Source organism: Aeromonas sp. 97A (assembly GCF_051919185.1).
GTDB classification, from domain to species: domain Bacteria; phylum Pseudomonadota; class Gammaproteobacteria; order Enterobacterales; family Aeromonadaceae; genus Aeromonas; species Aeromonas veronii.
In genome coordinates this window covers 3,348,231-3,370,742 of the sequence record NZ_JBQBFF010000001.1, presented here as the reverse complement: position 1 = coordinate 3,370,742, position 22,512 = coordinate 3,348,231, and the positions used below count along the sequence as shown (strand labels likewise).

The following is a 22,512-nucleotide window of genomic DNA, read 5'->3' as shown; positions in this document are numbered from 1 at the left end:
TTAACGTGTCTCAAGGACTGGTAACAGCATCCTATATCGTTGCCGCCGTGCTCTTCATCCTCAGTCTCGCGGGACTGTCGAAGCAAGAAACGGCCAAGCATGGCAACCTGTTCGGTATCGCGGGTATGGCTATCGCCCTGCTCGCCACCGTATTCAACCCGGAGACCAGTGGTGTTCACTGGATCATTCTGGCCATGGTGATCGGCGGTGCCATCGGCGTGCGTCTGGCACTCAAGGTCGAAATGACCGAGATGCCCGAGCTGGTGGCCGTGCTGCACAGCTTCGTGGGTATGGCGGCAGTACTGGTGGGCTTCAACAGCTTCATCGATCTGCACCCCTCTGCACCTGCTGAGGTGGTCGTCTCCGTCGGTTCCAACCTGGATGCCACTCTGGCAGCCGCCCGTGCGGCGTTCGAGCAGGCCAACAGCGTTGCCCAGGTCGAGCACCTGACCGGCGCCATGCTGAACATCCACCTGGTCGAGATCTTCCTGGGCGTCTTCATCGGTGCCGTAACCTTCACCGGTTCCGTGGTGGCGTTCGGCAAGCTGCGTGGTCTCATCTCCTCCAAGCCGCTGATGCTGCCGCACCGCCACAAGCTGAACCTGCTGGCTGTGGTCGCCTCTCTGGCGCTGATGGTCTACTTCGTCAACGCCGGTGGCTCCACCTTCGCTCTGCTGGTGATGACCCTGATCGCCTTCGCCTTTGGCTGGCATCTGGTTGCCTCCATCGGCGGTGCCGACATGCCGGTAGTGGTCTCCATGCTGAACTCCTACTCCGGTTGGGCGGCAGCGGCGGCGGGCTTCATGCTCTCCAATGATCTGCTGATCGTCACCGGTGCGCTTGTTGGTTCCTCCGGTGCCATCCTCTCTTACATCATGTGCAAGGCGATGAACCGCTCCTTCATCTCCGTGATCGCCGGTGGCTTCGGCTCCGACGGCGTAGCCTCCACGGCTGATCAGGAGATGGGCGAATACCGCGAAACCAGCGCCGAGGAAGTGGCCGACCTGCTGAAGAACTCCAGCTCCGTCATCATCACCCCGGGCTACGGCATGGCGGTGGCGCAGGCCCAGTATCCGGTGGCTGAAATCACCCAGAAGCTGCGTGATCGCGGCGTCAAGGTGCGCTTCGGTATCCACCCGGTTGCCGGTCGTCTGCCTGGCCACATGAACGTGCTGCTGGCGGAAGCGAAAGTCCCGTATGACATCGTGCTGGAAATGGACGAGATCAACGACGACTTCGCCGATACCGACACCGTGCTGGTGATTGGTGCCAACGACACCGTTAACCCGGCTGCGATGGAAGATCCGGGCAGCCCGATCGCCGGTATGCCGGTGCTGGAAGTGTGGAAAGCGCAGAATGTCATCGGTTTCAAGCGCTCCATGAACACTGGCTACGCCGGCGTCCAGAACCCGCTGTTCTTCAAGGAAAATACCCAGATGCTGTTTGGCGATGCCAAGGCCAGCGTCGAGGCAATCCTGAAAGCGCTGTAAGTGCCATTCAGAGAGTGAATATCAAGGAGGCTTCGGCCTCCTTTTTTATTGCTCATCCCTTGTATATCCTCAATCCATACGGACCATGAGGGACCTCCATGATGTGGTGTCAGGGTTGGCGAAGGATCGGGTTGTACGGCTGGCTGCTGGCCTCCCTGTTTGGTGCTGGTTCGGCCGTGGCGGCGGACGAGCCGCCGACTCTGACGCTGCTGACCGAGCTGTGGCCCCCTTATGTGATGCGTGGTGACAATGGCGAGCTGGCCGGCGCCGATCTCGATCTGGCCTGTACCGTGTTGCGCCAGATGGGTTATCGCACCGAAATCAGGGTGCTGCCCTGGAAGCGGGTTCTGCAGCAGGCCCGTCTCAGGCAGGGGGATGCGGTGCTTGATGTCTTCTTTGAACCTTCCCGCCAGCATTGGCTCCACTATCCCGAAGAGCCGCTCTCTTACAGCGGTGAAGTACTCTTCTATCCGACGGTTCGTCCGGTGGATTTCAGGCAGCTCTCCGACCTCAAGGGGCTGCGGATAGGTATTCAGGAAGATTATGCCTACAGCCCCGATTTTCTGACCGATCCCGGGGTGATCCGGATGCCGATGACGGGGGAGGGGAATGCCATCAAACAGCTGCATCTGATGATGGCCGGTCGGCTGGACGGGGTGGTGCTCAACGAGCGGGTCGGTCGCTATTTGCTGCATACCCAGGGGTTGCAGGATCAGGTGAGCCACGGCTCGCGCCTGCTGACCGACGACAACCGCAACTTCCTCGCGTTTACCCACAAGCCCGGCCACGACCAGCTGGCTATCCGCTTCTCCTCTGCCCTCAAGGCGTTCAAACAGACCCCCGCCTACAAGCAGTTGCTGGCTCGCTATCACCTCTGAGTTGCCGCCCTGCTGTGCGCCGCTTCACAATTTGTCGCACTTTGTTAAAAGGTGGGCATAATGGCGAACAAAAAGGGGATGCCGCTCAACATTAGTTGAACTTGTTGATAGTAGAATCAACTGCGGTTTACTCAAAGTTACTCATATATGTCCACAGCAGCCACCACTGACCAGATCAATTCGTTAACGGATGAAGAACGTCATCTGATCGACAGTTTCGAGCCCGCGGTCGAGGCGTTGGCCGCGCTGTTTGGCTCAGGGTGCGAGGTGGTGTTGCATGCGTTCGATACGCTGGATGCGTCGGTCATCAAGATTGCCAACGGCCATGTCACCGGTCGTCGGGAGGGGGCGCCGGTCACCGACTTTGCCCTCAACCGCTTGCAGGGGGAGGCGGGCAGCCAGTGGAGCAGTTACTTCAGCCGTACCCGCGACGGGACGCTGATGAAGTCCTCCTCCATCACTATCAGCAACCGGCAGGGCAAGCCCATCGGCATGCTCTGCGTGAACTTCAGTCTGGATACCTCCCTTGGCAGCTTGCTCGATACTTTTGCGCTGCCCGCGGCACCGGCGCCGCTCAACAACGAGACCTTTGCCAGCTCGGTGGATGATCTGGTGACTCAGGTGATTGAGAAGGTGGATCGGGACGATTCGCTCTCCTGCACGGTGCGCAACAAGGAGATAGTGACCCGGCTCTTCGACATGGGGATCTTCGAGATCAAGGAGGCGGCACAGCTGGTTGCCCGGATGCTCGGCATCTCCCGTCATACTGTTTATCTGCATATCCGCAACCACAAGGCGGATCTGAACAAGCAATAACTGCCTGCGGGCACCCTGAACATGAGAAACACTGCGATGAAAGCACAATGGACCGACTTTATTACCCTGCTCAAGCGTGAAGTGGTGCCGGCCCTTGGCTGCACCGAGCCGATGTCGGTCGCCCTGGCTGCGGCCAACTGCCGCAAGCTGCTGGGGCAGGATCCGACCCTTATCAGTGTCTGGGTCAGCGGCAACCTGTTCAAGAACGGCATGGGGGTCGGGGTGCCGGGCACCGGCATGATCGGCCTGCCGGTGGCCGCTGCAGTCGGCATCACCGGCGGCAATCCTGATGCCGGGCTGGAGGTGCTCAAGACTCTCACGCCAGATCAGGTGGAAGCCGCCAAGGCGCTGCTGCCCGCCATCAAGGTGGATGTGAAGGATGTGCCGGACGTGCTCTACGCCGAGGTGCTGGCCGAGGTGGAGGGTCACAGCGCCCGGGTGGTGATCTGTACCGACCACACCCGCATCATCCTGATGGAGAAGGATGGCGAGGTGTTGATGCAGCAGGACAACGCTCCCGGCGTGCAGATCCAGCCAGCCAAATCCGCCAAACCGACCATGACCCTGCGCGAGATCGTCGATTTTGCCCTGCAGGTACCGCTGGCGGAGATCGACTTCATCCGCGAGGCCGCCACCATGAATCAGGCGCTGGCGGACGAGGGGTTGCAGGGCTATGGCCTGCGCATCGGCAAGATCCTCACCGAGCAGGTGGAGCGCAAGCTGCTCTCCGATGACCTGATGACCCTGGCGATGCGCCTCTCCTCCGCTGCTTCCGATGCGCGGATGGATGGCGCCATGCTGCCCGCCATGTCCAACTCCGGCTCCGGCAATCAGGGTATTGCCGCCACCATGCCGGTGGTCGCGGCGGCCCGCTTCCTCAAGGCGAGCGACGAGCAGCTGACCCGGGCGCTGGTGATGAGCCATCTGGTGGCTATCTACATCAAGACTTATCAGAACAAGCTGTCGGCCCTCTGCGCCGCCAGCACCGCAGCCATGGGCTCCGGCGCGGCCATCACCTGGCTACTGGGCGGCCAGTATCAGCAGATCAGCCACTGCATCAACAACATGATTGGCGATGTCTCCGGCATCATCTGTGACGGCGCGGGCAGCGCCTGCTCCATGAAGGTCTCCACCTCCACCTCGGCCGCAGTGAAGTCTTCCCTGATGGCTATCAACAACCTGCATGTCCCCCAGAGCGAGGGGATCGTCTCCGACGATGTGGACCAGACCATCGCCAATCTGGGCCGCCTCTCCAAAGAGGGGATGCTGGATACGGATATCGAGATCATCAAAATCATGCGAGCGAAACAGCAGAAGCCATAAGTTTGTAGAAACAAAGGGGGCTAAGACCCCCTTGTTTATGTCGTGACGGGTCAGGCCGTCCGACACGGTTGCCAGGGCATGCGTCGTGCTTGCTCTTGTTTCCCGGGCATTGCCCGCTTTTTGGGGGGTCATCTCATGACACTTAGCGTTATCGGTAATCTGGCCATTGCGGCCTTCTTGCTGTTCTTCCTCTATCGGTTGCAGCAAAAACATGTGAGCTTCACCCGCCGGGTGTTTGCCGGTCTGGGGCTGGGTATCCTGTTCGGGGCTGCCCTGCAGCTGCTCTACGGAGCGGGGTCTGCGGTGATTGGCCAGACCATCGACTATCTCGATATCGTCGGTAGCGGCTATGTGAAGCTGCTGCAGATGATCATCATCCCGCTCATCATGGTCTCCATCATCAGCGCCATCCTCAAGCTCAATGGCGGTACCGCCCTTGGCAAGATCAGCGCCATGACCATCGGCGTGCTGATCTTCACCACCGCTATCGCGGCAGGGGCTGGCATCCTGATGTCCAACCTGTTTGGTCTGACTGCAGAAGGGCTCACTGCCGGTGCTGCGGAAAGCGCTCGCGGTGCTGCGTTGCAGAGCACCCTCGGCAGCGTCGAGAGCATGTCCTTTGCCAAGATGGTGCTGGAGTTCATTCCGGCCAACCCCTTCCTCGACATGACCGGCGGTCGCAAGACCTCCACCATCGCCGTGGTGATCTTCTCCATCTTCATCGGTCTGTCGGCTACCGGCATTGCCCGCAAGAAGCCGGAGATCTTCGCCAGCTTCAGCCACTTCATCGCCGTGGCCCACGCCATCGTGATGCGGATGGTGACCCTGGTGCTGCGCCTGACCCCGTTCGGTGTGCTTGCCCTGATGACCAAGGTGGTATCCGGTTCCAACTACGCTGACATCATCAATCTGCTCAGCTTCGTGATGGCCTCTTACGGCGCGATTGCCATCATGTTCGCCGTGCACCTGCTGCTGGTCGGCATGGTCGGTATCAACCCGGCTCGCTTCCTCAAGAAGATCACGCCGGTGCTGGCCTTTGCCTTCACCTCCCGTACCAGTGCGGGCTCCATCCCGATGAACGTGCAGACCCAGACCAAGTCGCTGGGTATTCCGGAGGGGATCGCCAACTTCGCCGCCTCCTTCGGTTCCACCATCGGTCAGAACGGCTGTGCCGGTATCTATCCGGCCATGCTGGCTGTGATGATTGCACCGACTGTCGGGGTCAACCCGATGGACCCGAGCTTCATCATGACCCTGATCGCCATCATCACCGTCAGCTCCTTCGGGGTGGCCGGGATTGGCGGCGGCGCCACCTTTGCCGCGTTGATCGTGCTCTCCGCGCTGGACTTCCCGGTGGCGCTGGCCGGTCTGCTCATCTCTATCGAGCCGCTGATCGACATGGGCCGTACCGCGCTCAACGTCTCCGGCTCCATCACCGCGGGCACGGTTACCAGCCGCCTGCTGGGGGAGACCGACATGAACGTATTCAACAGCGATCACGAAGTGAGTCTGGACGGCGAAGAGTCCACCATCTGATCCGCTGCGGGAGGGGCAACCTTCCCGCCATCAACCACAGGGAGGGCATGCCCTCCCTGCGTCATTGACAGGAGCAACTATGAGAATCGTGATCATCGGTGGCGAAGCCGCCGGTATGAGTGCGGCCGCCAAGGCGCGTCGACTGGCCAAAGAGGCCGAGATCGTGGTGTATGAGGCATCCGAGGTGATCTCCTTCGGTGCCTGCGGCCTGCCCTACTTCGTCGGCGACGAGTTTCAGGAGCCCGGCTACATGGCCGAGTTCACCCCGGAGCAGTTCGCTGCCAAGGGGATCGAGGTAAAGATTGGCCACCGGGTGCAGAGTCTGGATGCTGCCGCGCAGACGCTGACTGTCGAGCACAACGGCGACACCTTCACCGATCGCTACGATCGGCTGATGATCGCCACCGGCGCCCGCGAAGTGATGCCCCCCATCCCCGGCTTGCAGCAGCAAGGGGTATTCGGTCTGCGCCGGATGGCCGACGGACTGGCGCTGAAGGCGGCGGTACAAGACAAGAACAATCGCCGCGCCGTGGTGATCGGTTCCGGCTTTATCGGGCTGGAGGTGGTCGAGGCGCTGGTGCATCAGGGCAAAGAGGTGCGTCTCATCGAGCTGGCGGATCGGGTTATTCCCGATGCGTTTGATGGCGAGATCACCCAGCATATCGAAACAGAACTGCGCGAGCAGGGAGTCTCCCTTCATCTGGGTGAGCGGGTTGAAGCGCTGCTGGGGGAGGGCCGGGTGACCGGCGTGCGTACCAGCCTGGGTGAGTACGAGGCAGATATCGTGGTGGTCTGTACCGGGGTCAAGCCCAACACCGAGTTTCTGGCCGATACCGGCATCGAGCGGCTCGGCAACGGCGCCATCAAAGTTGACCGTCAGGGGCGCAGCTCGCTGGCCAACGTCTGGTCGGCCGGTGACTGTGCCAGCGTCTGGCACGCCGTGAAGCAGCAGCAGGTCTATGTGCCGCTCGCCACCATCGCCAACAAGCTGGGGCGCATGGTAGGCGAGAATCTCGCAGGTGCCGAGCAGGAGTTCCCGGGTACTCTGGGTTCCGCCGCGCTCAAGGTGCTGGGGCTGGAGGCGGGCCGTACCGGCCTCTCCGAGCAGGAAGCCAGGGCGATGGGGATCGACTATCGCACCGTGGTGATCAAGGACAAGTGCCACACCAACTACTGCCCTGGCCAGTCCGACATCCACGTCAAACTGGTCTACGAGGCGGGCAGCAAGCGGCTGCTGGGTGGTCAGATCCTCGGTCGCAAGGGGGCGGTCCACCGCATCGACGCGCTGGCAGTGGCCATCACCATGGGAGTGACCACCGAGCAGCTCGGCATGCTGGACTTTGCCTACGCGCCGCCCTTCTCCCGCACCTGGGATGCCCTGAACGTGGCGGGTAACGTCGCGAAGTAAGCGTTGCGATGACTGCGTCGTTACGCAGATTCTGCTCTGCAGAGCCTCTGCGGGTAAAATCAGCGGCTAAATTGCAGCGATAAAAAAACCGATGCCAAGGCATCGGTTTTTTGTTACCGGTTTATCCGTATCACTCAGCCACGGCCGAGGCGGTTCTCCGGGTAGTTCTTGGCCAGCACTTCGCGGGCATGCTTGGCCAGCTGTGGCATCTTCAGGGCGTCGTAAGACTCGACCATGATCTCCAGTGCCTTCTCGGTTTCGGCTGTGTCGGGGTAGGTTTCGACGATCAGCTTGGCCCGGTTGGCGGCCGCGACCAGTGCATCACGCTTCACATAATACTCGGCCACGCTCAGGTCATATCGGGCCAGACGATTCTTCAGGCCAATCATGCGGGCGCGGGCATCGGCGGCATAGACGCTGTTGGGGTAGTTTTGCAACAGGGTCTTGAAGTCCTGGAATGCCTGACGGGCATAAGCCGGGTCTTTGTCGTCCCGATCGATACCGAACAGGCTCTGGAAGAAATTGTAATCCGCCGCCATGTTGGTCAGGCCGCGCATGTAGAAGACGTAATCGATATTTTTATGCGCCGGATTGAGGCGGATAAAACGGTCGATATTGGCGATCGCCTGAGCGGTATCATCCTGCTTGTAGTAGGCATAGATGAGGTCAAGCTGCACCTGGTTAGAGTAGGCACCGAACGGGTAGCGAGAGTCCAAAGCCTCCAGCAATTCAGTGGCTTGCACGTAATTGCCAACGTCCAGTTTGAGGCGTGCTTTCTGGTACAGGGTCTCCGGCGGTTCGTCGGGTACCTTGGGTTTGGTGCTGGAACAGCCTGTGATCAAGGTAGCGACCAAGGCGAGCGACATCAGCAGGTGAGACTTCTTTCCCATCAACAACATCCGGTCCATTTCCACGAAATTGGCAAAGTATCCGTTATGCTTGGCTAAAAGAAAAGCTAGAATACCCGGATTATTTCGAATTGATACCCCCCGCTCAAGAGACCATACATGAGCCAGCATATTGAACTGACAGGCGAATTCCAGGATCACCAATTCGGGCAGCGACTCGACCAGGCCCTGGCCGAATTGTTTCCAGACTACTCCCGCACCCGCATCAAGGAGTGGATTTTACAGGACAGAGTGACCCTGGACGGTCAGGTTGCCAACACCCCGCGCGAGAAGATTCTGGCCGGGCAGCAGGTGCATGTGAATGTCGAGCTGGAAGATGATACTCGCTGGGATGCCCAGGATATCGAGCTCAACATCGTTTATGAAGATGAACACATTCTGGTGATCGACAAACCGGCCGGACTGGTGGTTCACCCGGGCGCAGGTACGCCGGATGGCACCATCCTCAACGCCCTGTTGCACCGCTACCCCGGCATTGCCGAGGTACCTCGCGCCGGTATCGTGCACCGTCTGGATAAAGACACCACAGGTCTGATGGTGGTTGCCAAAACCGTACCCGCCCAGACCCATCTGGTGGAAGCGTTGCAGGCGCGCCAGATCACCCGTGAGTACGAAGCGATCGCCATCGGTCATATGACCGCAGGTGGTACGGTTGATGCGCCCATCGGCCGTCACCCGACCCAGCGTACCCATATGGCCGTGGTGCCCAATGGCCGTCCTTCCGTAACTCACTACCGGGTGCACGAGAAGTTCCGTGGCCACACCCGTCTGCGTCTGCGTCTGGAGACCGGCCGTACCCACCAGATCCGTGTCCACATGGCGCACATCAAACACCCGCTGGTGGGCGATCCCGCTTACGGTGGCCGTCTGCGCCCGCTGCGCAACGCGACCCCCGAGCTGACCCAGGCACTGCGTAACTTCAACCGTCAGGCGCTGCATGCCACCATGCTGCAACTGGCTCACCCCATCACGGGTGAAGTGATGCAGTGGCATTCAGCTACACCGCAAGACATGGTGGAGCTGATGGAAGTGCTGCGCGCGGATACTCTCGCCAATCCGGATGATTTAGTCTGGAACTGATGCGATAGGGCCTGCTGCGTCGGTTTCTGGCGTCATCCGGCCCGAATAGATGCCAAACGGGGTTCCCTTGCAGGAGCCCCGTTTTTATATCGGTGAATTGAAGGAGTCACAGATGAAATGGATCGAACCCGACTGGCCAGCTCCGGCCAATGTCAGAGCCCTGTCAACCACTCGGGATGGCGGGGTAAGCGAGGGGGTTTTCGCCGGGCTGAATCTGGGCGCCCATGTGGGGGATGAACCGGCGCGAGTCGAGTCTAACCGCGCCCGCTTGCAGCAGGCGGCCGCCATCCCGGGGCCCCTTAACTGGCTCAATCAGGTGCACGGCACCGTGGTTCATCCGGTCAGCAGCCATTATGAGCTGGCGCCGGATGCCGACGCAGCTTGCGCCCATGAGGCGGAGCTGGCCTGCATCGTGATGACTGCTGACTGTCTGCCGGTGCTGTTCTGCGATCGGGCAGGTACCGTGGTCGCAGCGGCCCACGCAGGCTGGCGTGGACTGAAAGAGGGCGTGCTGGAGGCGAGCATCGCCGCCATGGGCTGCGAGCCGGGCGAGGTCCTGGCCTGGATGGGCCCGGCCATTGGCCCCACTGCATTTGAAGTGGGGGGAGAGGTGCGCGAGGCCTTTATGGCTGAGCAGGCTGAAGCAGAAGCGACGTTCGTCCCTTCGTCCAACGACGGCAAATGGTTGGCGGATATCTACCAGCTGGCTCGGCTGCGCCTTGCCCGTGCCGGCGTTACCGCCGTCTATGGCGGCGAATACTGCACCTTCAGCGATAGCGAGCAGTTCTACTCTTATCGTCGCGATGGCCAGACCGGTCGCATGGCCTCCCTCATCTGGTTGGCCCGCTAAGCAATCACCCGCCAAGTAATACCCCGTCTCTCTCAAGAACAGATCCGTATGAGAGAGGCGGGGATCCTGCCCTCTCCCCGCTTTGCAGAAAAAATAACCAGCCCATGCCCTTGAAATAGCCCGTACGGGCCTCATCTTTCATCTCAGAAAGTTATGTTGTTTGCCGCGCAAGCGGCGTCTGCCTGTTTGAAGGGGGAGTGCAATGCGCCTCGATCGCCTTACCAGCAAATTCCAGATTGCTATTTCCGATGCCCAGTCTTTGGCACTGGGTCGTGACCACCAATTCATCGAACCCGTTCATCTGATGACCGCACTGGTCAATCAGGATGGCGGCTCTATCCGTCCGTTGCTCACCCTGACCGGGATGGATATCAATGCCCTGCGCTCCCGCCTCGGCGAGGAGCTGGATCGCCTGCCGCGTGTCAGTGGTGTGGAAGGGGATGTGCAGCTCTCCAACGGCCTCGGCCGCCTGCTCAACGTCTGCGACAAACTGGCCCAGCAGCGCAAGGATCAGTTCATCTCCTCCGAACTGTTCGTGCTGGCGGCCCTCGACGAGAAGGGCACGCTGGGCGAGCTGCTGCGTGCTCAGGGGCTGACCAAGGAGAAACTGGAAGCGGCCATCGACAAGGTGCGTGGCGGCAAGAAGGTGGAAGATGCCAACGCCGAGGAGAACCGTCAGGCGCTGGAGAAGTACACCATCGATCTGACCGAGCGGGCCGAAATCGGCAAGCTCGACCCGGTGATCGGCCGTGATGACGAGATCCGCCGTACCATTCAGGTGCTGCAACGCCGCACCAAGAACAACCCCGTGTTGATCGGTGCTCCCGGTGTCGGTAAAACCGCCATCGTCGAGGGGCTGGCCCAGCGCATCATCAACGGCGAAGTGCCGGAAGGGCTCAAGAACAAGCGGGTGCTGTCGCTGGACATGGGGGCGCTGGTGGCCGGGGCCAAGTATCGCGGCGAGTTTGAAGAGCGGCTCAAGGCCGTACTGACCGATCTCGCCAAGGAGGAGGGCAACGTCATCCTCTTTATCGACGAGCTGCACACCATGGTCGGCGCCGGCAAGGGCGAAGGGGCCATGGACGCGGGCAACATGCTGAAACCTGCGCTGGCCCGTGGCGACCTGCACTGCGTCGGCGCCACCACCCTGGATGAGTACCGTCAGTACATCGAAAAAGATGCCGCGCTGGAGCGTCGCTTCCAGAAGGTGCTGGTGGAAGAGCCGACAGTCGAAGACACCATTGCCATCCTGCGCGGTCTGAAGGAGCGTTACGAGCTGCACCACCATGTGCAGATCACCGATCCTGCCATCGTGGCGGCGGCCCAGCTGTCCCACCGCTACATCGCGGATCGCCAGCTGCCGGACAAGGCCATCGACCTTATCGACGAGGCGGCGGCCAGCATCCGGTTGCAGATCGACTCCAAGCCGGAGGCGCTCGATCGCCTCGAGCGACGCATCATCCAGCTCAAGCTGGAGCAGCAGGCGCTGATGAAGGAGGACGACGACGCCAGCCGCAAGCGTCTGGAGCTGATCAATCAGGAGATTGGCGAAAAAGATCGGGAATACAACGAGCTGGACGAGGTATGGAAGGCCGAGAAAGCCGCCCTCGCCGGCACCCAGCATATCAAGGCTGCGCTGGAACAGGCCCGTCAGGATCTCGATGTGGCGCGCCGGGCAGGCGACCTGGGCCGGATGTCCGAGCTGCAGTACGGCCGCATCCCCGAGCTGGAGAAGCAGCTGGATCTCGCCACTCAAGCCGAGATGCAGGAGACCAGTCTGCTGCGCAACCGTGTCACCGATGTGGAGATCGCAGACGTCCTGGCCCGCTGGACCGGTATTCCGGTCGCCCGCATGCTGGAAGGGGAGCGCGACAAGCTGCTGCGGATGGAAGAGCAGCTGCACAGCCGGGTGATTGGTCAGGAAGAGGCGGTCGATGCGGTCTCCAACGCCATTCGCCGCTCCCGCGCCGGACTCTCCGACCCGAATCGCCCCATCGGCTCTTTCCTGTTCCTGGGGCCCACCGGGGTGGGCAAGACCGAGCTGTGCAAGGCGCTGGCGGAGTTCCTGTTCGATACCCAGGATGCCATGGTGCGGATCGATATGTCCGAGTTCATGGAGAAACACAGTGTTGCCCGTCTGGTGGGGGCGCCTCCCGGATACGTGGGTTATGAAGAGGGCGGTTATCTGACCGAGGCGGTACGCCGTCGTCCCTACTCGGTGATCCTGCTGGACGAGGTGGAGAAAGCGCATCCAGATGTGTTCAACATCCTGTTGCAGGTGCTGGACGATGGCCGCCTGACCGATGGTCAGGGTCGCACCGTCGATTTCCGTAACTCGGTGGTCATCATGACCTCCAACCTCGGGTCGGATCTGATTCAGGAACACCACTCCGAGAAGGATTACGACGAGATGAAGGCCATGCTGATGGATGTGCTGACCCGCAGTTTCCGGCCGGAATTTATCAACCGGATCGACGAGACAGTGGTGTTCCACCCCCTCGGCGAGGAGCACATCAAGTCCATCGCCCGCATCCAGCTCAAGAGCCTGATGGGCCGTCTGGAGGCTCAGGGCTACGAGGTGGAGGTGAGCGAAGCGCTGCTCGAGAAGCTGGTTCACGCAGGGTTCGACCCCGTCTACGGGGCACGCCCCCTCAAGCGGGCAATCCAGCAGAAGGTAGAGAACCCGCTGGCGCAGGCGCTGCTCTCCGGCCGCATCGTTCCCGGCAAGAAACTGCTGCTGGGAGCCGACAGCAACGGCCTCACCATGACCCAGTAACCAGTCTCGTATCTATGTTTGCAACGCCAGCCCTCGGGCTGGCGTTGCCATATCTGGGCGATGGAAAATAAAAAAACGGCAATCCGAAGATTGCCGGGAGGAATGTAGTGAAGCGACCTGACGTGGGTTGAGCGGGTCGCAGGGGCAAGCCCCCGATTTCGAAACAAAACCGCTAACGGCCTTGCGTCTTACAGCCTGCCGGGGATGCGCTCGCTCAACCCCGACGGCCACCTGCCTGTTGCCATGCCGGCTGCGATGGCGTCGGCATGGCCTTCATTCGTTACAGCATGCCTTGCACGGCAGCTTTCATCTCGGCCGGCCACACACCAACCTGTACCTGACCGATATGCTCTTTTTGCAGCAACAGCATGGCCAGACGGGATTGGCCGATACCGCCGCCGATGGTTTGCGGCATCCGTGCTGCCAGCAGATCCTGATGCCAGTCGTATTGCAGGCGATCCTCGTCGCCTGTGATAGCCAGCTGGCGGCGCAGCGCCTCGGCATCGACCCGGATCCCCATGGAGGAGATCTCGAAGCTGTCTTGCAGCACCGGGTTCCACACCAGAATGTCACCGTTCAGACCTGCCAGACCCAGCTCGTTGTGGCTGCTCCAGTCGTCGTAGTCCGGGGCGCGGACATCGTGACGCTCACCGTGGGAGAGGGCACCGCCGATGCCGATCAGGAACACGGCCCCCAGCTCTTTGGCGATGGCACGCTCGCGCCCCTTGGCATCGAGGTCCGGGTAACGGGCCAGCAGCTCTTCGCTGTGCAGGAACTGGATCTCGGCCGGCAGGAAGGGGGTCAGCTCATGTTCGGCGCAGACTGCGCGCTCGGTGGCCTTGATGGCGGCCCAGATGCCGCGCACGGTTTCCTGCAGATAGGCCAGATCGCGGCGCTCGCTCGGCATCACCTTCTCCCAGTCCCACTGATCCACGTAGACGGAGTGGATGGGGGTGAGCTTGTCTTCATCCGGACGCAGCGCCTTCATGTGGGTGTAGATCCCTTCGCCCGGGCCGAACCCGAAGCGACCGAGAGTCTGACGCTTCCATTTGGCCAGTGAATGAACCACTTCGTAGCTGTGCTCCGGCAGGGTTTTTACTTTGACCTGCACTGCATTCTCATGGCCAGAGAGGTTGTCCTGAGTGCCATCACCGACCCGGCTCAGAATGGGGGCTTGCACCTCCATCAGACCCAGTTGCTGGGCGAGTTGGCGGGAGAACATCTCTTTGACGAAGCTGATCTGCTGTTGGCTGCGAATGTAGTGCTGTTTCATGCTGAATTCCTGTTTCAAACCCCGTTGGATGTGGTGATTCTTCAACGGAATGCCAACTAAATTCAATATTCGATAATAGAAATAGGCTTTATGTATTTTTTTCTTCAAAATAAGGGTGTTTTTAATGATGTATCGCTAACGGGAGGGCAAAAAAATGCCGGAAAATTACCGGATCGATAATCTCGATCAGGCCATCCTCACCGCCCTGATGGAGAATGCGCGTATTCCTTATGCCGAATTGGCCAAGCAGCTGGCGGTCAGCCCGGGCACCATCCATGTGCGGGTGGAGAAGATGAAGCAGGCGGGGATCATCGAGGGGACGCGGGTGCAGGTTAACCCCAAGAAGCTGGGCTATGACGTCTGTTGCTTTATCGGGATCAATCTGAAGAGCGCCAAGGATTACCCCTCGGCGCTGGCCAAGCTGCAGGCGCTGGACGAGGTGGTGGAGGCTTACTACACCACCGGCCACTACAGCATCTTCATGAAGGTGATGACCCGCTCCATCGACGAGCTGCAAATAGTGCTGATCAACAAGATCCAGACCATCGACGAGATCCAGTCCACTGAAACCCTGATCTCGTTGCAGAATCCGATCCTGCGGGACGTGAAGCCTTGAGGTGGGTTGTATAAGGGGTAGGGTGTAGAGATCCATCTCCCGTGCGAAACCCTGACCCCCTGATCAGGGTTCGATATAGGGGATGGCGTACTTGTCGTAGAGGGCCTTGAGGCTGCCGTTGCGCTTCATGCGCAGCAGTTCGGCATCGTAGGCCGCCATCAGGGCGGGGGTCTGTGCATCCGCTCGTGCGCGGGCCCAGGTGTTGAAGTAGGGGCTGCTCTTGAGCGGTTTGGGCAGGTAATCGACCTTGCCTGTCAGCCCCTCCTCCTTGATTTGGGTGAAGGCGGTGACCAGCGGCATGGGCACGGTATCGATGCGTCCGGCCAGCAGTTTGCGCAGTTGCAGCTGGTTCATGGTGATCTCCTGAAACTGATAGGCCGGGTCAGTCATGGCCGCTGCCAGTTCAGGGGTGTAGGAGAAATCCTTGGTCACGCCGATGCGCCAGGGTTTGAGATCGGCCAGCGTCTCGTAACGGATCTTCAGCAGGTCGGTCTTGCGCACGAAGAAGTGCCAGCTGTGGCGAAGATGGGCCTGCTGGGGATAGATGAGATAACTCTCCCGCTCCGCCTTGTAGGAGTGGGTCATCACCAGGTCACAGGCGCCGGTTTCGGCATTGCGGGTGAGGCGGGCACCGGAGTCGGCCAGCTCGATCCGAAAGGGCGTCTCCAGCTTGTCGAAGATGGCGGTGACTATGTCTATATCGAGTCCGCGGGGTTTCTGATCGGCATCGAGATACTTGAGCGGGGGCTCCATGGTGCCGCAGATCACCAGCTCTTTGGCGGGCAATCCGAGTGGAAACAGCAACCAAAACAGGGGGATCACACGCAAACTACGTCTCCTGAGCCCGTTTGAAGATATTCCAAGACCTGATTCCAGTATATTGGATGGCACCTGATCCGTTAGAAGCGACTGTTTATGGCAAATCCTGAAATCGAGAGCCCGCTGGACGGGATCGACAAGTTGACCGTCTCGCTCTACCGCCTTGGCTTGAGTGCGGCAGCCTTGTTGCTGCTTTGCCGCGGTGCGGCGCTGCTGAGCGGGATGGCACTGCTCCCGTCGGCACAATGGTTGATGTCGCTGGCAGTGGCAAGCGCAATCTGCGGCTTCTCGCTGCATATCTACGACAAGCGGATTCGCCTGATTCTACAGGGATTTGGTTGGGGCGCACTGGCCCTGGCAGCGGTGGGGGCGCCGGATGCGCTGGTGCTGGGGGCGGCGTTGGCGACCCTCTCCGGGCTGGCGTTCAAGGAGCAGTTTTGTTTCGCCATTCCCGGCATCAAGCTGGTGCCCGTATTGCTGCCGGCGTTATGGCTGCTGGAGTGGTTGCGGGTGGAGTGGGCCGCCGCACTGGTGGCGCTGGTATGCGGGGCCCTGTTGACCTTGCTGGCGCTGGCCAAGTGGCGGATGCCCCTGCACTTCGATATCGGTGACAAGGGGCGTTACCAGATCTAGGTCTGCTGGCACACCTTCATCTGCTGGTTGAGGGCCTGCATCACCTGACGGCGGCTGATGATGCCGATCACCTTGCCCTGTTGCAGCACCGGGTAGATCTTGGGTTTGGCATCGGCCATCTGGCGAGCCAGATCCAGAATGCTCTCATCCGGCCCGACCGAGAGGGGCGAGCGGTTCATCAGATCCTCCACCCGGGTGCGGGTATCGCAGTGGTAGCTGCCGGTGAGCAGGCTGGGGATGCAATCTTGTTCGGAAAGAAAGCCGATAAGCCGTTTCTGCTCATCCAGCACCGGCAGGCCGCCAAGACCCGATTGATGCAGGCGATCCAGCGCCTCGGCCAGGCCGAGTCCGGCAGTGAGGGAGTGGGTCAGGCGACCCATGTGGTGGTGTACTTTCAGCATGGTGGTGACTCCGCAAGAGGGGGATGCCGCCACTATGACGCGGGTGGGTGGCCCGCGACCAATGGCTTGTGCCGCAGGGATTGATAGGCACAAGCCATCGGCGGTGATCCGCTGGCAGGCGGGCTTCGTTCATGCAAGACCATGAAAGGGAAAGGAGATCGTATGCGTGCATTGGTTACGGGCTGCGGCCGTCGACTCGGATTTTATCTCTGTGAACAGCTGGTGGCAGCGGGCTGGCAGGTAACGGGCAGTTATCGCAGCGAGCGGCCGGAGCTGGCCACGCTGGCGGCACTGGGGGTCGAGCTCGTGCAGGCGGATTTTGGTCGGGAAGAGGACGTTGGCAAGCTGATCGATGTGCTGGCGACCCATCAGGATCTGACGCTGGTGATCCACAACGCCTCGGCCTTCGAGCCGCAGGCAACTGATCCGGCGGCGCAACTGGCCCAGTTCGAGCAGTTCTACCGGGTACATATGGCGGCTCCCTTCCAGCTAAACCGGGCGCTGGCCCCCCGGCTGGCCAGCAATCCCAACGCCAGCATCATTCACATCACCGATATCTATATCCATGCCCCGGCCCCCCGTTTTGCCAGCTATGTGGCGACCAAGGCAGGGGCCCATTCGCTGGCCATGAGCTTTGCCCGCGAGCTGGCGCCTGCGGTTCGGGTCAACACCATAGAGCCGGGGCCGATCCTGTTTCTCGACGAGCATGACGAGGCATGGCGCCAGCAGGTGTTGGCGAAAACACCGCTGGCGCGGGAGGGGGGACTGGAGCCCATCTGGCAGGCGGTGCAGTTACTGATGGGGAACAGTTATATGACGGGGGCCAGCATCAAGGTAGATGGCGGACGCGCGCTGGCCACTCTCTGAAGATTTGCCAAGCACCAACGGCTCCAGCCCGACCTGCCGTGTCAGCAAGCCTTTGCCGGGTTTGAGCTTGCCCGACGGGGCGGGGAGCGTCACTTGCAGCGCCACCTTGGGGTCATGCACCTCGCCATGGCCATAGAGCTCGGCCAGCAGCTCCGCAAGATAGGAATCGACCTCTGTCGAGGCAAAGTCACCGCTCCTGTTGCTGGCCAGAATATCGATGTCGAGCGGCCGGTCGTGCACCTTGCAGAGCGGATCGCTGCGATCCCGGCCGTGAGCCACTTCGAGGGCGACAAAGTACTGCTTGAGGCGGGCGGCATCGAGCGGGCTCTCCACCACCAGCAGGCAGTTGAGAAAGTCGTGGCTGGAGTGCATTCCCACCGGCTTGGTGCGGATCACCGAACTCAGCCGCAGGGGGCCGACGTTCGCAAGCAGCTCGGCCAGCACCCGGCTGACATGGATATGCGGGTCAAGATTGGAACCAATGCTACACAGATAGAACATGCTCACCTTCCCTGGGTTGGGCTCATCTGAAATGTATACGCAGCTCACGGTTATCGGATTAACTATGGCTTAACATTGTCTTATCTATTGTGATCCGGCACTGATTGGCAGAAAGGAGGTTTGCATGAGTGTGGAGCTGAAATGGGCGCTGTTGACCGCCTCGGGCGCGCTGGCGATGATCATGATTATCTGTCTGGCCTCTGTCGCGTTGGCGTGAATCACCACAATCCAGATAATACAAACCGGCCTGTTGGCCGGTTTTGTTTTTTGGGGCGGTGCGGCTATGCTGGCGCACCGGTGAGAATGCAAGAGAAGAGATGATGACCAAGGTTCGCCCACGCTCCCTGCTGCAGGTGGTATTGATGGGATTTGTGCTGGTATTGATGCCGCTGGGCGGCATGATCTGGCACAACAGCACCTCCCTTGCCCACCTCAGTCAGCTCACCAGCGACGAGATGGAGCGGGCGGTCAAAGATACCCGCCGCGCCACCCTGCTGACGGCGCAAGCCATCGATATCGAACGCACCTTGCGCCGCTTCGCGGTGTTGGGGGATCGCCGCAGTCTCACCAGCTACCAGCAGCAACTCGACGGGTATCGGGTGTTGCTGGCGGAACATCGCAACTCCATCACCGACGGCCAGCTCTACAGCGGGCTCGATCAGGGGCTGGCCTGGCTCGACAGCCTGCAGGATGCCGCGTTGGCCCGGGCGGCGGTAGCGGGAGACAAGCTCGAGCAGTTCAACGATGCCAACAAGCAGCTCGAAATAGTCACCCGCAGCCGGGTTGACGAACACATGGATCGGGTGCAGCTCACCATCGCCGGACTGACCAGCGAGCTCTGGTGGGTGAGTGGAGCGGTGGCGGCGCTCAGCCTGCTGATGGTCTTTATCTTCACCTACCTTATCATCCACCCGGTACGACAGATTGAGTCGCGCATCTTGAGTCTGGGGGCCGGGGTCGAACCCGATCCCAAGCCGGTTGACGGCCCTGCCGAGCTGGTATTGCTGGGGGAGCGGATCGTCTGGCTGCACGACAAACTCAAGGAGCTGGAGCTGCAGAAATACCAGTTCCTGCGCCATGTATCCCACGAGCTCAAGACCCCGCTGGCGGTGCTGCGGGAAGGGACGGATCTGCTCTGCGAGCAGCTGGTCGGGCCTTTGACGCCGGATCAGCTGGAGATCTGCCAGATGCTCGACGAGAACAGTCGGCGTTTGCAGACCCTGATCGAGCGGCTGCTCGACTTCAACCGGCTCAGTCAGCAGGAGGCCTTCGAACTGGAGCCCGTCCCCCTGCTGCCGATGTTGTCGGAACTTTCTGCAGAGTACCGGCTGGCATTGGAGTCCAAGCAGATCCGTGTACACTTGCCGACCGTGCCGGTTACCCTGTGGGCGGAGCCCTACCGGCTACGACTGATCCTCGATAACCTCTTCTCCAACGCCGTCAGTTACGGCGCCAGCGGAGGCAATATCTGGATCAGGGCAGGGCAGGATGAACAGATAAGCTGGCTGGAAGTGGCCAACGAGGGGCCCAAGATCCCCGTGGCCGATCAGCAACGCATTTTTGAACCCTTCGAGCAAGGCAGCACAGTGCGGCAAGGCCTCCTGAAAGGCTCGGGCATGGGCCTCTCCATCGCCCGCGAGTCTGCCAACAGCCTGGGGGGAGAACTGGTTCTGGTAGAGGATGAACAGGCGGATGTCTGTTTCAGGTTGACGTTGAAATGAGGACTATGAAGATACAACGCGTATTTCCAGCTCTGATGGCAGGGCTGCTCGCGGGTTGCTCCTTGCTGCCGCAACAGGCAGAGCGGGAGTCCTCCGATATCGCTTTTGCCAAGCGGATGGAGTTTGCCAACAAGGAGATGCAGGTGCGTCTGCAATACTCCGACTGGCTGCTGGCCAGTCACCCCCAGCAACGGGGGCAGGAGCGTCAGCGTCTGAAAGGGGCCGACGATCTGGAGAGCCGGGTCAGTCTGGCGATGGTGGACTCCCACCCCGCCGAATCTGTGGCCAATCGCACCGCCGGTCTGGCGCGCCTGAAGCAGATGCTGCCCGAACTGGGTCTCGATGCGCAGGCCTTTTTACGTAGCTGGATCGCCCTCGGCGAACAGCTGCTGGCTCGCGACAGCCGTCGCGATGACCAGAGTCAGGAGATCCAGCGGCTGCGCCGCCAGATCGAGCAGCTGACCGCCATCGACGACCAGCTCAACCAGCGCAAGCTGAACGAGAATCGTGAGGTAATACCATGAGCCGGATCCTGTTGGTGGATGACGACGTCAGCCTGCTCAAACTGATGAGCATGCGGCTGCGCAGTCAGGGTTATGAAGTGGATACCGCCGACAGTGCGGAAGGGGCCCTCGACCGGTTGCGTCAGCAACGGGCCGATCTGGTACTGAGCGATCTGCGGATGGCCGGCATGGACGGTCTGGCGCTGTTCGAGCGGATCCAGGCCCAGTGGCTGGGTTTGCCGGTGATCATCATGACCGCCCACGGCACTATCCCGGACGCCATTCAGGCGACCCGCTCCGGGGTCTTCAGCTTCCTGACCAAACCCATCAACAAGGATGAGCTGTTCGCCACCATCGAACATGCTCTCAGCCTGACCCGGCCGAAACAGCAGCAGGAGTGGCAGTCGCTGATCCTGACCCGCAATCCCCAGCTGGAACAGCTGCTGATCCAGGCCCACAGCATTGCGACCATGGAGGTGCCGGTGCTGATCATGGGGCCGTCAGGCTCCGGCAAGGGGGCGATGGCGCAGGCGCTGCATCAGGCCAGCCAGCGGCGCGACAAGCCGCTTCATACCATCAACTGTGCCGCCATTCCGTGGGCGTCACTCGACTTGCAGCTGTTTGGTGAAGATGGCCAGTCAGGGCTGTTCGAGCAGGCCAAGGGGGCAACCCTATTTCTCGACGAGATTGGCAGCCTCTCCGAATCCCTGCAGGCCAAGCTGCTGCAGGTGATGGAGGAGTATGGTCAGGGCACGCCGGAGGTGCGGGTGCTCAGCTCCAGCCATCAGGATCTGGTCAGGGCGATGGAGGAGGGGCGCTTTCGGGAAGATCTCTTCTACCGTCTCAACGTTGCCAATATCACCTTGCCGTCTCTCAGTGCCCGCAGCGAGGATATCCCCCTGCTGGCCCGTCAGGCGCTCGACGATTACCGTAGCCGCCACAGCGACTGCGCCGCCATGGGTTTTTCGCCCGAGTCGCTGGCGATGCTGGCTGCCGCGGCCTGGCCCGGCAACGTGCGCCAGCTCTGCAACGTGGTGGAGCAGCTCGCCAGCCTCTGTTGCAGCCCGGTGATCGGGGTCTCCATGGTGGAGTCCGCCCTGAGCGGTGGTGGCGGCGGCATCCCCTCGTTCAACGAGGCGCGGGCCGAATTCGAGAAGGAGTATCTGATCCGTTTGCTGCGCACCACCGAGGGCAACGTGACCCTGGCGGCCAACATGGCGGGCAGAAACCGTACCGATTTCTACAAGTTATTGAATCGGCACGGTATTGAAGCAGCAAACTTCAAATCGAAGGGATAAATCAGGCGGGATCAACTACTGCCGGAGCGGCGTCAGCTTTCTGGGTTTTATGGGAGAGCCAGAGGCCGCTCGCCTTCATCAGGTAACCGAACAAGGCGCCAATGATGAGGGAGGGCAGGATCAGCCGCCACTCGCCAGCCGCCCCGAAGGTTGCACAGCAACCGGCAAAGGTGCCGGGAATGTAGCCGAGCCACTGCTGCTTGGCCTGTACGCACATCAGGGTGGCGACTACCCCCGTCATCACATAACCCGCCACACCCGCTCCCCACAGACTGTCGCCATGGATCAACAGCAGTGCCCACAGCATGCCGCTGGTGTTGCAGAAGATGGTCTGCAGCAGCGCCTTGTAGCCACCGCTTGACGCGAAATAGCTGGTGCAGCCGAGAAAGCCGACCCAGGAGATAAGGCCGAACGCGACGGCAATCCAGCCCCAGACGGCGGAGAGAATTCCAGTGGTGATGGCGATGGCGATCAGTGGGCTCATGGGGCGACTCTTCAGTTGGCTTCGCAAAATGGGCAGCCTACCCCCGGCAATCGGGGCGGCAAGCGGGGGCCGAATTGTGTGTGATCTTCATCACCCTTTTCAACTCAGGAATACGCTTGCGCTCGCGAAAAAAATTCATTGGTGACCGGCCTGACGGTCGGCCATAGTTAGAGGCCCTGTCCTGCTCATGGAGTGAGTCTGATGGCGCCAAATGTGATCGTTCCCCTGCTGGTGTTCGTAGTCCTGTTTCTGGTCGGCACCATGGCCAAGGCACTGCCCCTGCACCACATGATGTAAATTTGTGTGAAATAAAAATCTGCCGGGGCTGGTC

Annotated in this window: 22 protein-coding genes; 16 read left to right on the top strand and 6 right to left on the bottom strand. The window is 60.8% G+C overall.

Features of this window, described 5'->3' with window-relative positions:
- The first annotated feature begins 5 nt into the window (after positions 1–5).
- The 6 genes from pntB to ACTG27_RS15240 all read left to right on the top strand — a co-directional run bounded on the left by pntB (position 6) and on the right by ACTG27_RS15240 (position 7,451).
- Positions 6–1,490 carry a Re/Si-specific NAD(P)(+) transhydrogenase subunit beta gene (gene pntB, locus ACTG27_RS15265; RefSeq protein WP_005339759.1) on the top strand — a complete coding sequence of 495 codons (1,485 nt, stop codon included), beginning with the start codon at positions 6–8 and terminating at the stop codon, positions 1,488–1,490.
- Between the two features lie 98 nt (positions 1,491–1,588).
- Positions 1,589–2,368 carry a substrate-binding periplasmic protein gene (locus ACTG27_RS15260; protein ID WP_263717799.1) on the top strand — a complete coding sequence of 260 codons (780 nt, stop codon included), beginning with the start codon at positions 1,589–1,591 and terminating at the stop codon, positions 2,366–2,368.
- 147 nt (positions 2,369–2,515) lie between these two features.
- Positions 2,516–3,184 carry a helix-turn-helix transcriptional regulator gene (locus ACTG27_RS15255; protein ID WP_439979913.1) on the top strand — a complete coding sequence of 223 codons (669 nt, stop codon included), beginning with the start codon at positions 2,516–2,518 and terminating at the stop codon, positions 3,182–3,184.
- A 21-nt stretch (positions 3,185–3,205) separates the two neighbouring features.
- Positions 3,206–4,507 (top strand): L-cysteine desulfidase family protein, encoded by a 1,302-nt coding sequence (locus ACTG27_RS15250; RefSeq protein WP_439979912.1) that lies wholly within the window; start codon positions 3,206–3,208, stop codon positions 4,505–4,507.
- Between the two features lie 135 nt (positions 4,508–4,642).
- Positions 4,643–6,043 carry an L-cystine transporter gene (locus ACTG27_RS15245; RefSeq protein WP_042031893.1) on the top strand — a complete coding sequence of 467 codons (1,401 nt, stop codon included), beginning with the start codon at positions 4,643–4,645 and terminating at the stop codon, positions 6,041–6,043.
- Between the two features lie 79 nt (positions 6,044–6,122).
- Complete coding sequence (locus ACTG27_RS15240) at positions 6,123–7,451, top strand: CoA-disulfide reductase (protein ID WP_439979911.1); 1,329 nt, start codon at positions 6,123–6,125, stop codon at positions 7,449–7,451.
- Positions 7,452–7,585: 134 nt separating this feature from the next.
- Here the strand turns inward: ACTG27_RS15240 and ACTG27_RS15235 are convergent, their stop codons facing one another.
- Positions 7,586–8,341: an outer membrane protein assembly factor BamD gene (locus tag ACTG27_RS15235; RefSeq protein WP_019446583.1), complete on the bottom strand. Its 756-nt coding sequence runs from the start codon at positions 8,339–8,341 to the stop codon at positions 7,586–7,588.
- Positions 8,342–8,458: 117 nt separating this feature from the next.
- Here ACTG27_RS15235 and rluD point away from each other — a divergent pair, with 117 nt between their 5' ends.
- The 3 genes from rluD to clpB all read left to right on the top strand — a co-directional run bounded on the left by rluD (position 8,459) and on the right by clpB (position 13,065).
- Positions 8,459–9,439: a 23S rRNA pseudouridine(1911/1915/1917) synthase RluD gene (gene rluD / locus ACTG27_RS15230; RefSeq protein ID WP_005339771.1), complete on the top strand. Its 981-nt coding sequence runs from the start codon at positions 8,459–8,461 to the stop codon at positions 9,437–9,439.
- A gap of 112 nt (positions 9,440–9,551) precedes the next feature.
- Complete coding sequence (pgeF, locus tag ACTG27_RS15225) at positions 9,552–10,289, top strand: peptidoglycan editing factor PgeF (protein WP_213388073.1); 738 nt, start codon at positions 9,552–9,554, stop codon at positions 10,287–10,289.
- A gap of 202 nt (positions 10,290–10,491) precedes the next feature.
- Entirely contained in the window at positions 10,492–13,065 is a 2,574-nt protein-coding gene (gene clpB / locus ACTG27_RS15220) for an ATP-dependent chaperone ClpB (protein WP_439979910.1), read from the top strand.
- A 280-nt stretch (positions 13,066–13,345) separates the two neighbouring features.
- On the opposite strand, the gene asnA is transcribed toward clpB, so the two are convergent.
- A complete protein-coding gene (gene asnA, locus ACTG27_RS15215) occupies positions 13,346–14,338 on the bottom strand; it encodes an aspartate--ammonia ligase (protein WP_058056217.1) in 993 nt (330 codons plus the stop codon).
- A 154-nt stretch (positions 14,339–14,492) separates the two neighbouring features.
- On the opposite strand from asnA, the gene asnC reads away from it, so the two are divergent.
- Positions 14,493–14,954, top strand: a complete 462-nt coding sequence (gene asnC / locus ACTG27_RS15210) for a transcriptional regulator AsnC (protein ID WP_005339783.1) — start codon at positions 14,493–14,495, stop codon at positions 14,952–14,954.
- A 63-nt stretch (positions 14,955–15,017) separates the two neighbouring features.
- Here asnC and ACTG27_RS15205 read toward each other — a convergent pair whose 3' ends face one another.
- Complete coding sequence (locus ACTG27_RS15205) at positions 15,018–15,782, bottom strand: substrate-binding periplasmic protein (protein ID WP_115521577.1); 765 nt, start codon at positions 15,780–15,782, stop codon at positions 15,018–15,020.
- Positions 15,783–15,869: 87 nt separating this feature from the next.
- Here ACTG27_RS15205 and ACTG27_RS15200 point away from each other — a divergent pair, with 87 nt between their 5' ends.
- Entirely contained in the window at positions 15,870–16,406 is a 537-nt protein-coding gene (locus ACTG27_RS15200) for a DUF2301 domain-containing membrane protein (RefSeq protein WP_005357578.1), read from the top strand.
- Here the strand turns inward: ACTG27_RS15200 and ACTG27_RS15195 are convergent.
- Positions 16,403–16,807, bottom strand: coding sequence for a CBS domain-containing protein (locus ACTG27_RS15195; RefSeq protein WP_005356342.1), 405 nt, complete (start codon positions 16,805–16,807; stop codon positions 16,403–16,405). The genes ACTG27_RS15200 and ACTG27_RS15195 overlap by 4 nt on opposite strands.
- A gap of 162 nt (positions 16,808–16,969) precedes the next feature.
- Here ACTG27_RS15195 and ACTG27_RS15190 point away from each other — a divergent pair, with 162 nt between their 5' ends.
- The gene (locus tag ACTG27_RS15190; RefSeq protein WP_088870349.1) at positions 16,970–17,674 is read left to right on the top strand and encodes an SDR family oxidoreductase; all 705 of its coding nucleotides are present in this window, start codon (positions 16,970–16,972) and stop codon (positions 17,672–17,674) included.
- Here the strand turns inward: ACTG27_RS15190 and ACTG27_RS15185 are convergent.
- A complete protein-coding gene (locus tag ACTG27_RS15185) occupies positions 17,600–18,175 on the bottom strand; it encodes a 2-amino-4-hydroxy-6-hydroxymethyldihydropteridine diphosphokinase (RefSeq protein WP_106844279.1) in 576 nt (191 codons plus the stop codon). The two genes, ACTG27_RS15190 and ACTG27_RS15185, sit on opposite strands and share 75 nt — an antisense overlap.
- A 124-nt stretch (positions 18,176–18,299) precedes the next feature.
- Here ACTG27_RS15185 and cydH point away from each other — a divergent pair, with 124 nt between their 5' ends.
- From cydH to ACTG27_RS15165, 4 genes are all read left to right on the top strand, one after another.
- Complete coding sequence (cydH, locus tag ACTG27_RS15180) at positions 18,300–18,392, top strand: cytochrome bd-I oxidase subunit CydH (protein WP_005339800.1); 93 nt, start codon at positions 18,300–18,302, stop codon at positions 18,390–18,392.
- A gap of 103 nt (positions 18,393–18,495) precedes the next feature.
- Entirely contained in the window at positions 18,496–19,896 is a 1,401-nt protein-coding gene (locus tag ACTG27_RS15175; RefSeq protein ID WP_047440386.1) for a sensor histidine kinase, read from the top strand.
- Positions 19,893–20,420 (top strand): hypothetical protein, encoded by a 528-nt coding sequence (locus ACTG27_RS15170; protein WP_439979909.1) that lies wholly within the window; start codon positions 19,893–19,895, stop codon positions 20,418–20,420. The genes ACTG27_RS15175 and ACTG27_RS15170 overlap by 4 nt, the downstream gene beginning before the upstream one ends.
- The gene (locus tag ACTG27_RS15165; protein ID WP_129504896.1) at positions 20,417–21,697 is read left to right on the top strand and encodes a sigma 54-interacting transcriptional regulator; all 1,281 of its coding nucleotides are present in this window, start codon (positions 20,417–20,419) and stop codon (positions 21,695–21,697) included. Before ACTG27_RS15170 ends, ACTG27_RS15165 begins: the two co-directional genes overlap by 4 nt.
- A 1-nt stretch (position 21,698) precedes the next feature.
- Here the strand turns inward: ACTG27_RS15165 and ACTG27_RS15160 are convergent, their stop codons facing one another.
- A complete protein-coding gene (locus tag ACTG27_RS15160) occupies positions 21,699–22,181 on the bottom strand; it encodes a DUF1097 domain-containing protein (protein ID WP_005339809.1) in 483 nt (160 codons plus the stop codon).
- Positions 22,182–22,512: the final 331 nt, after the last annotated feature.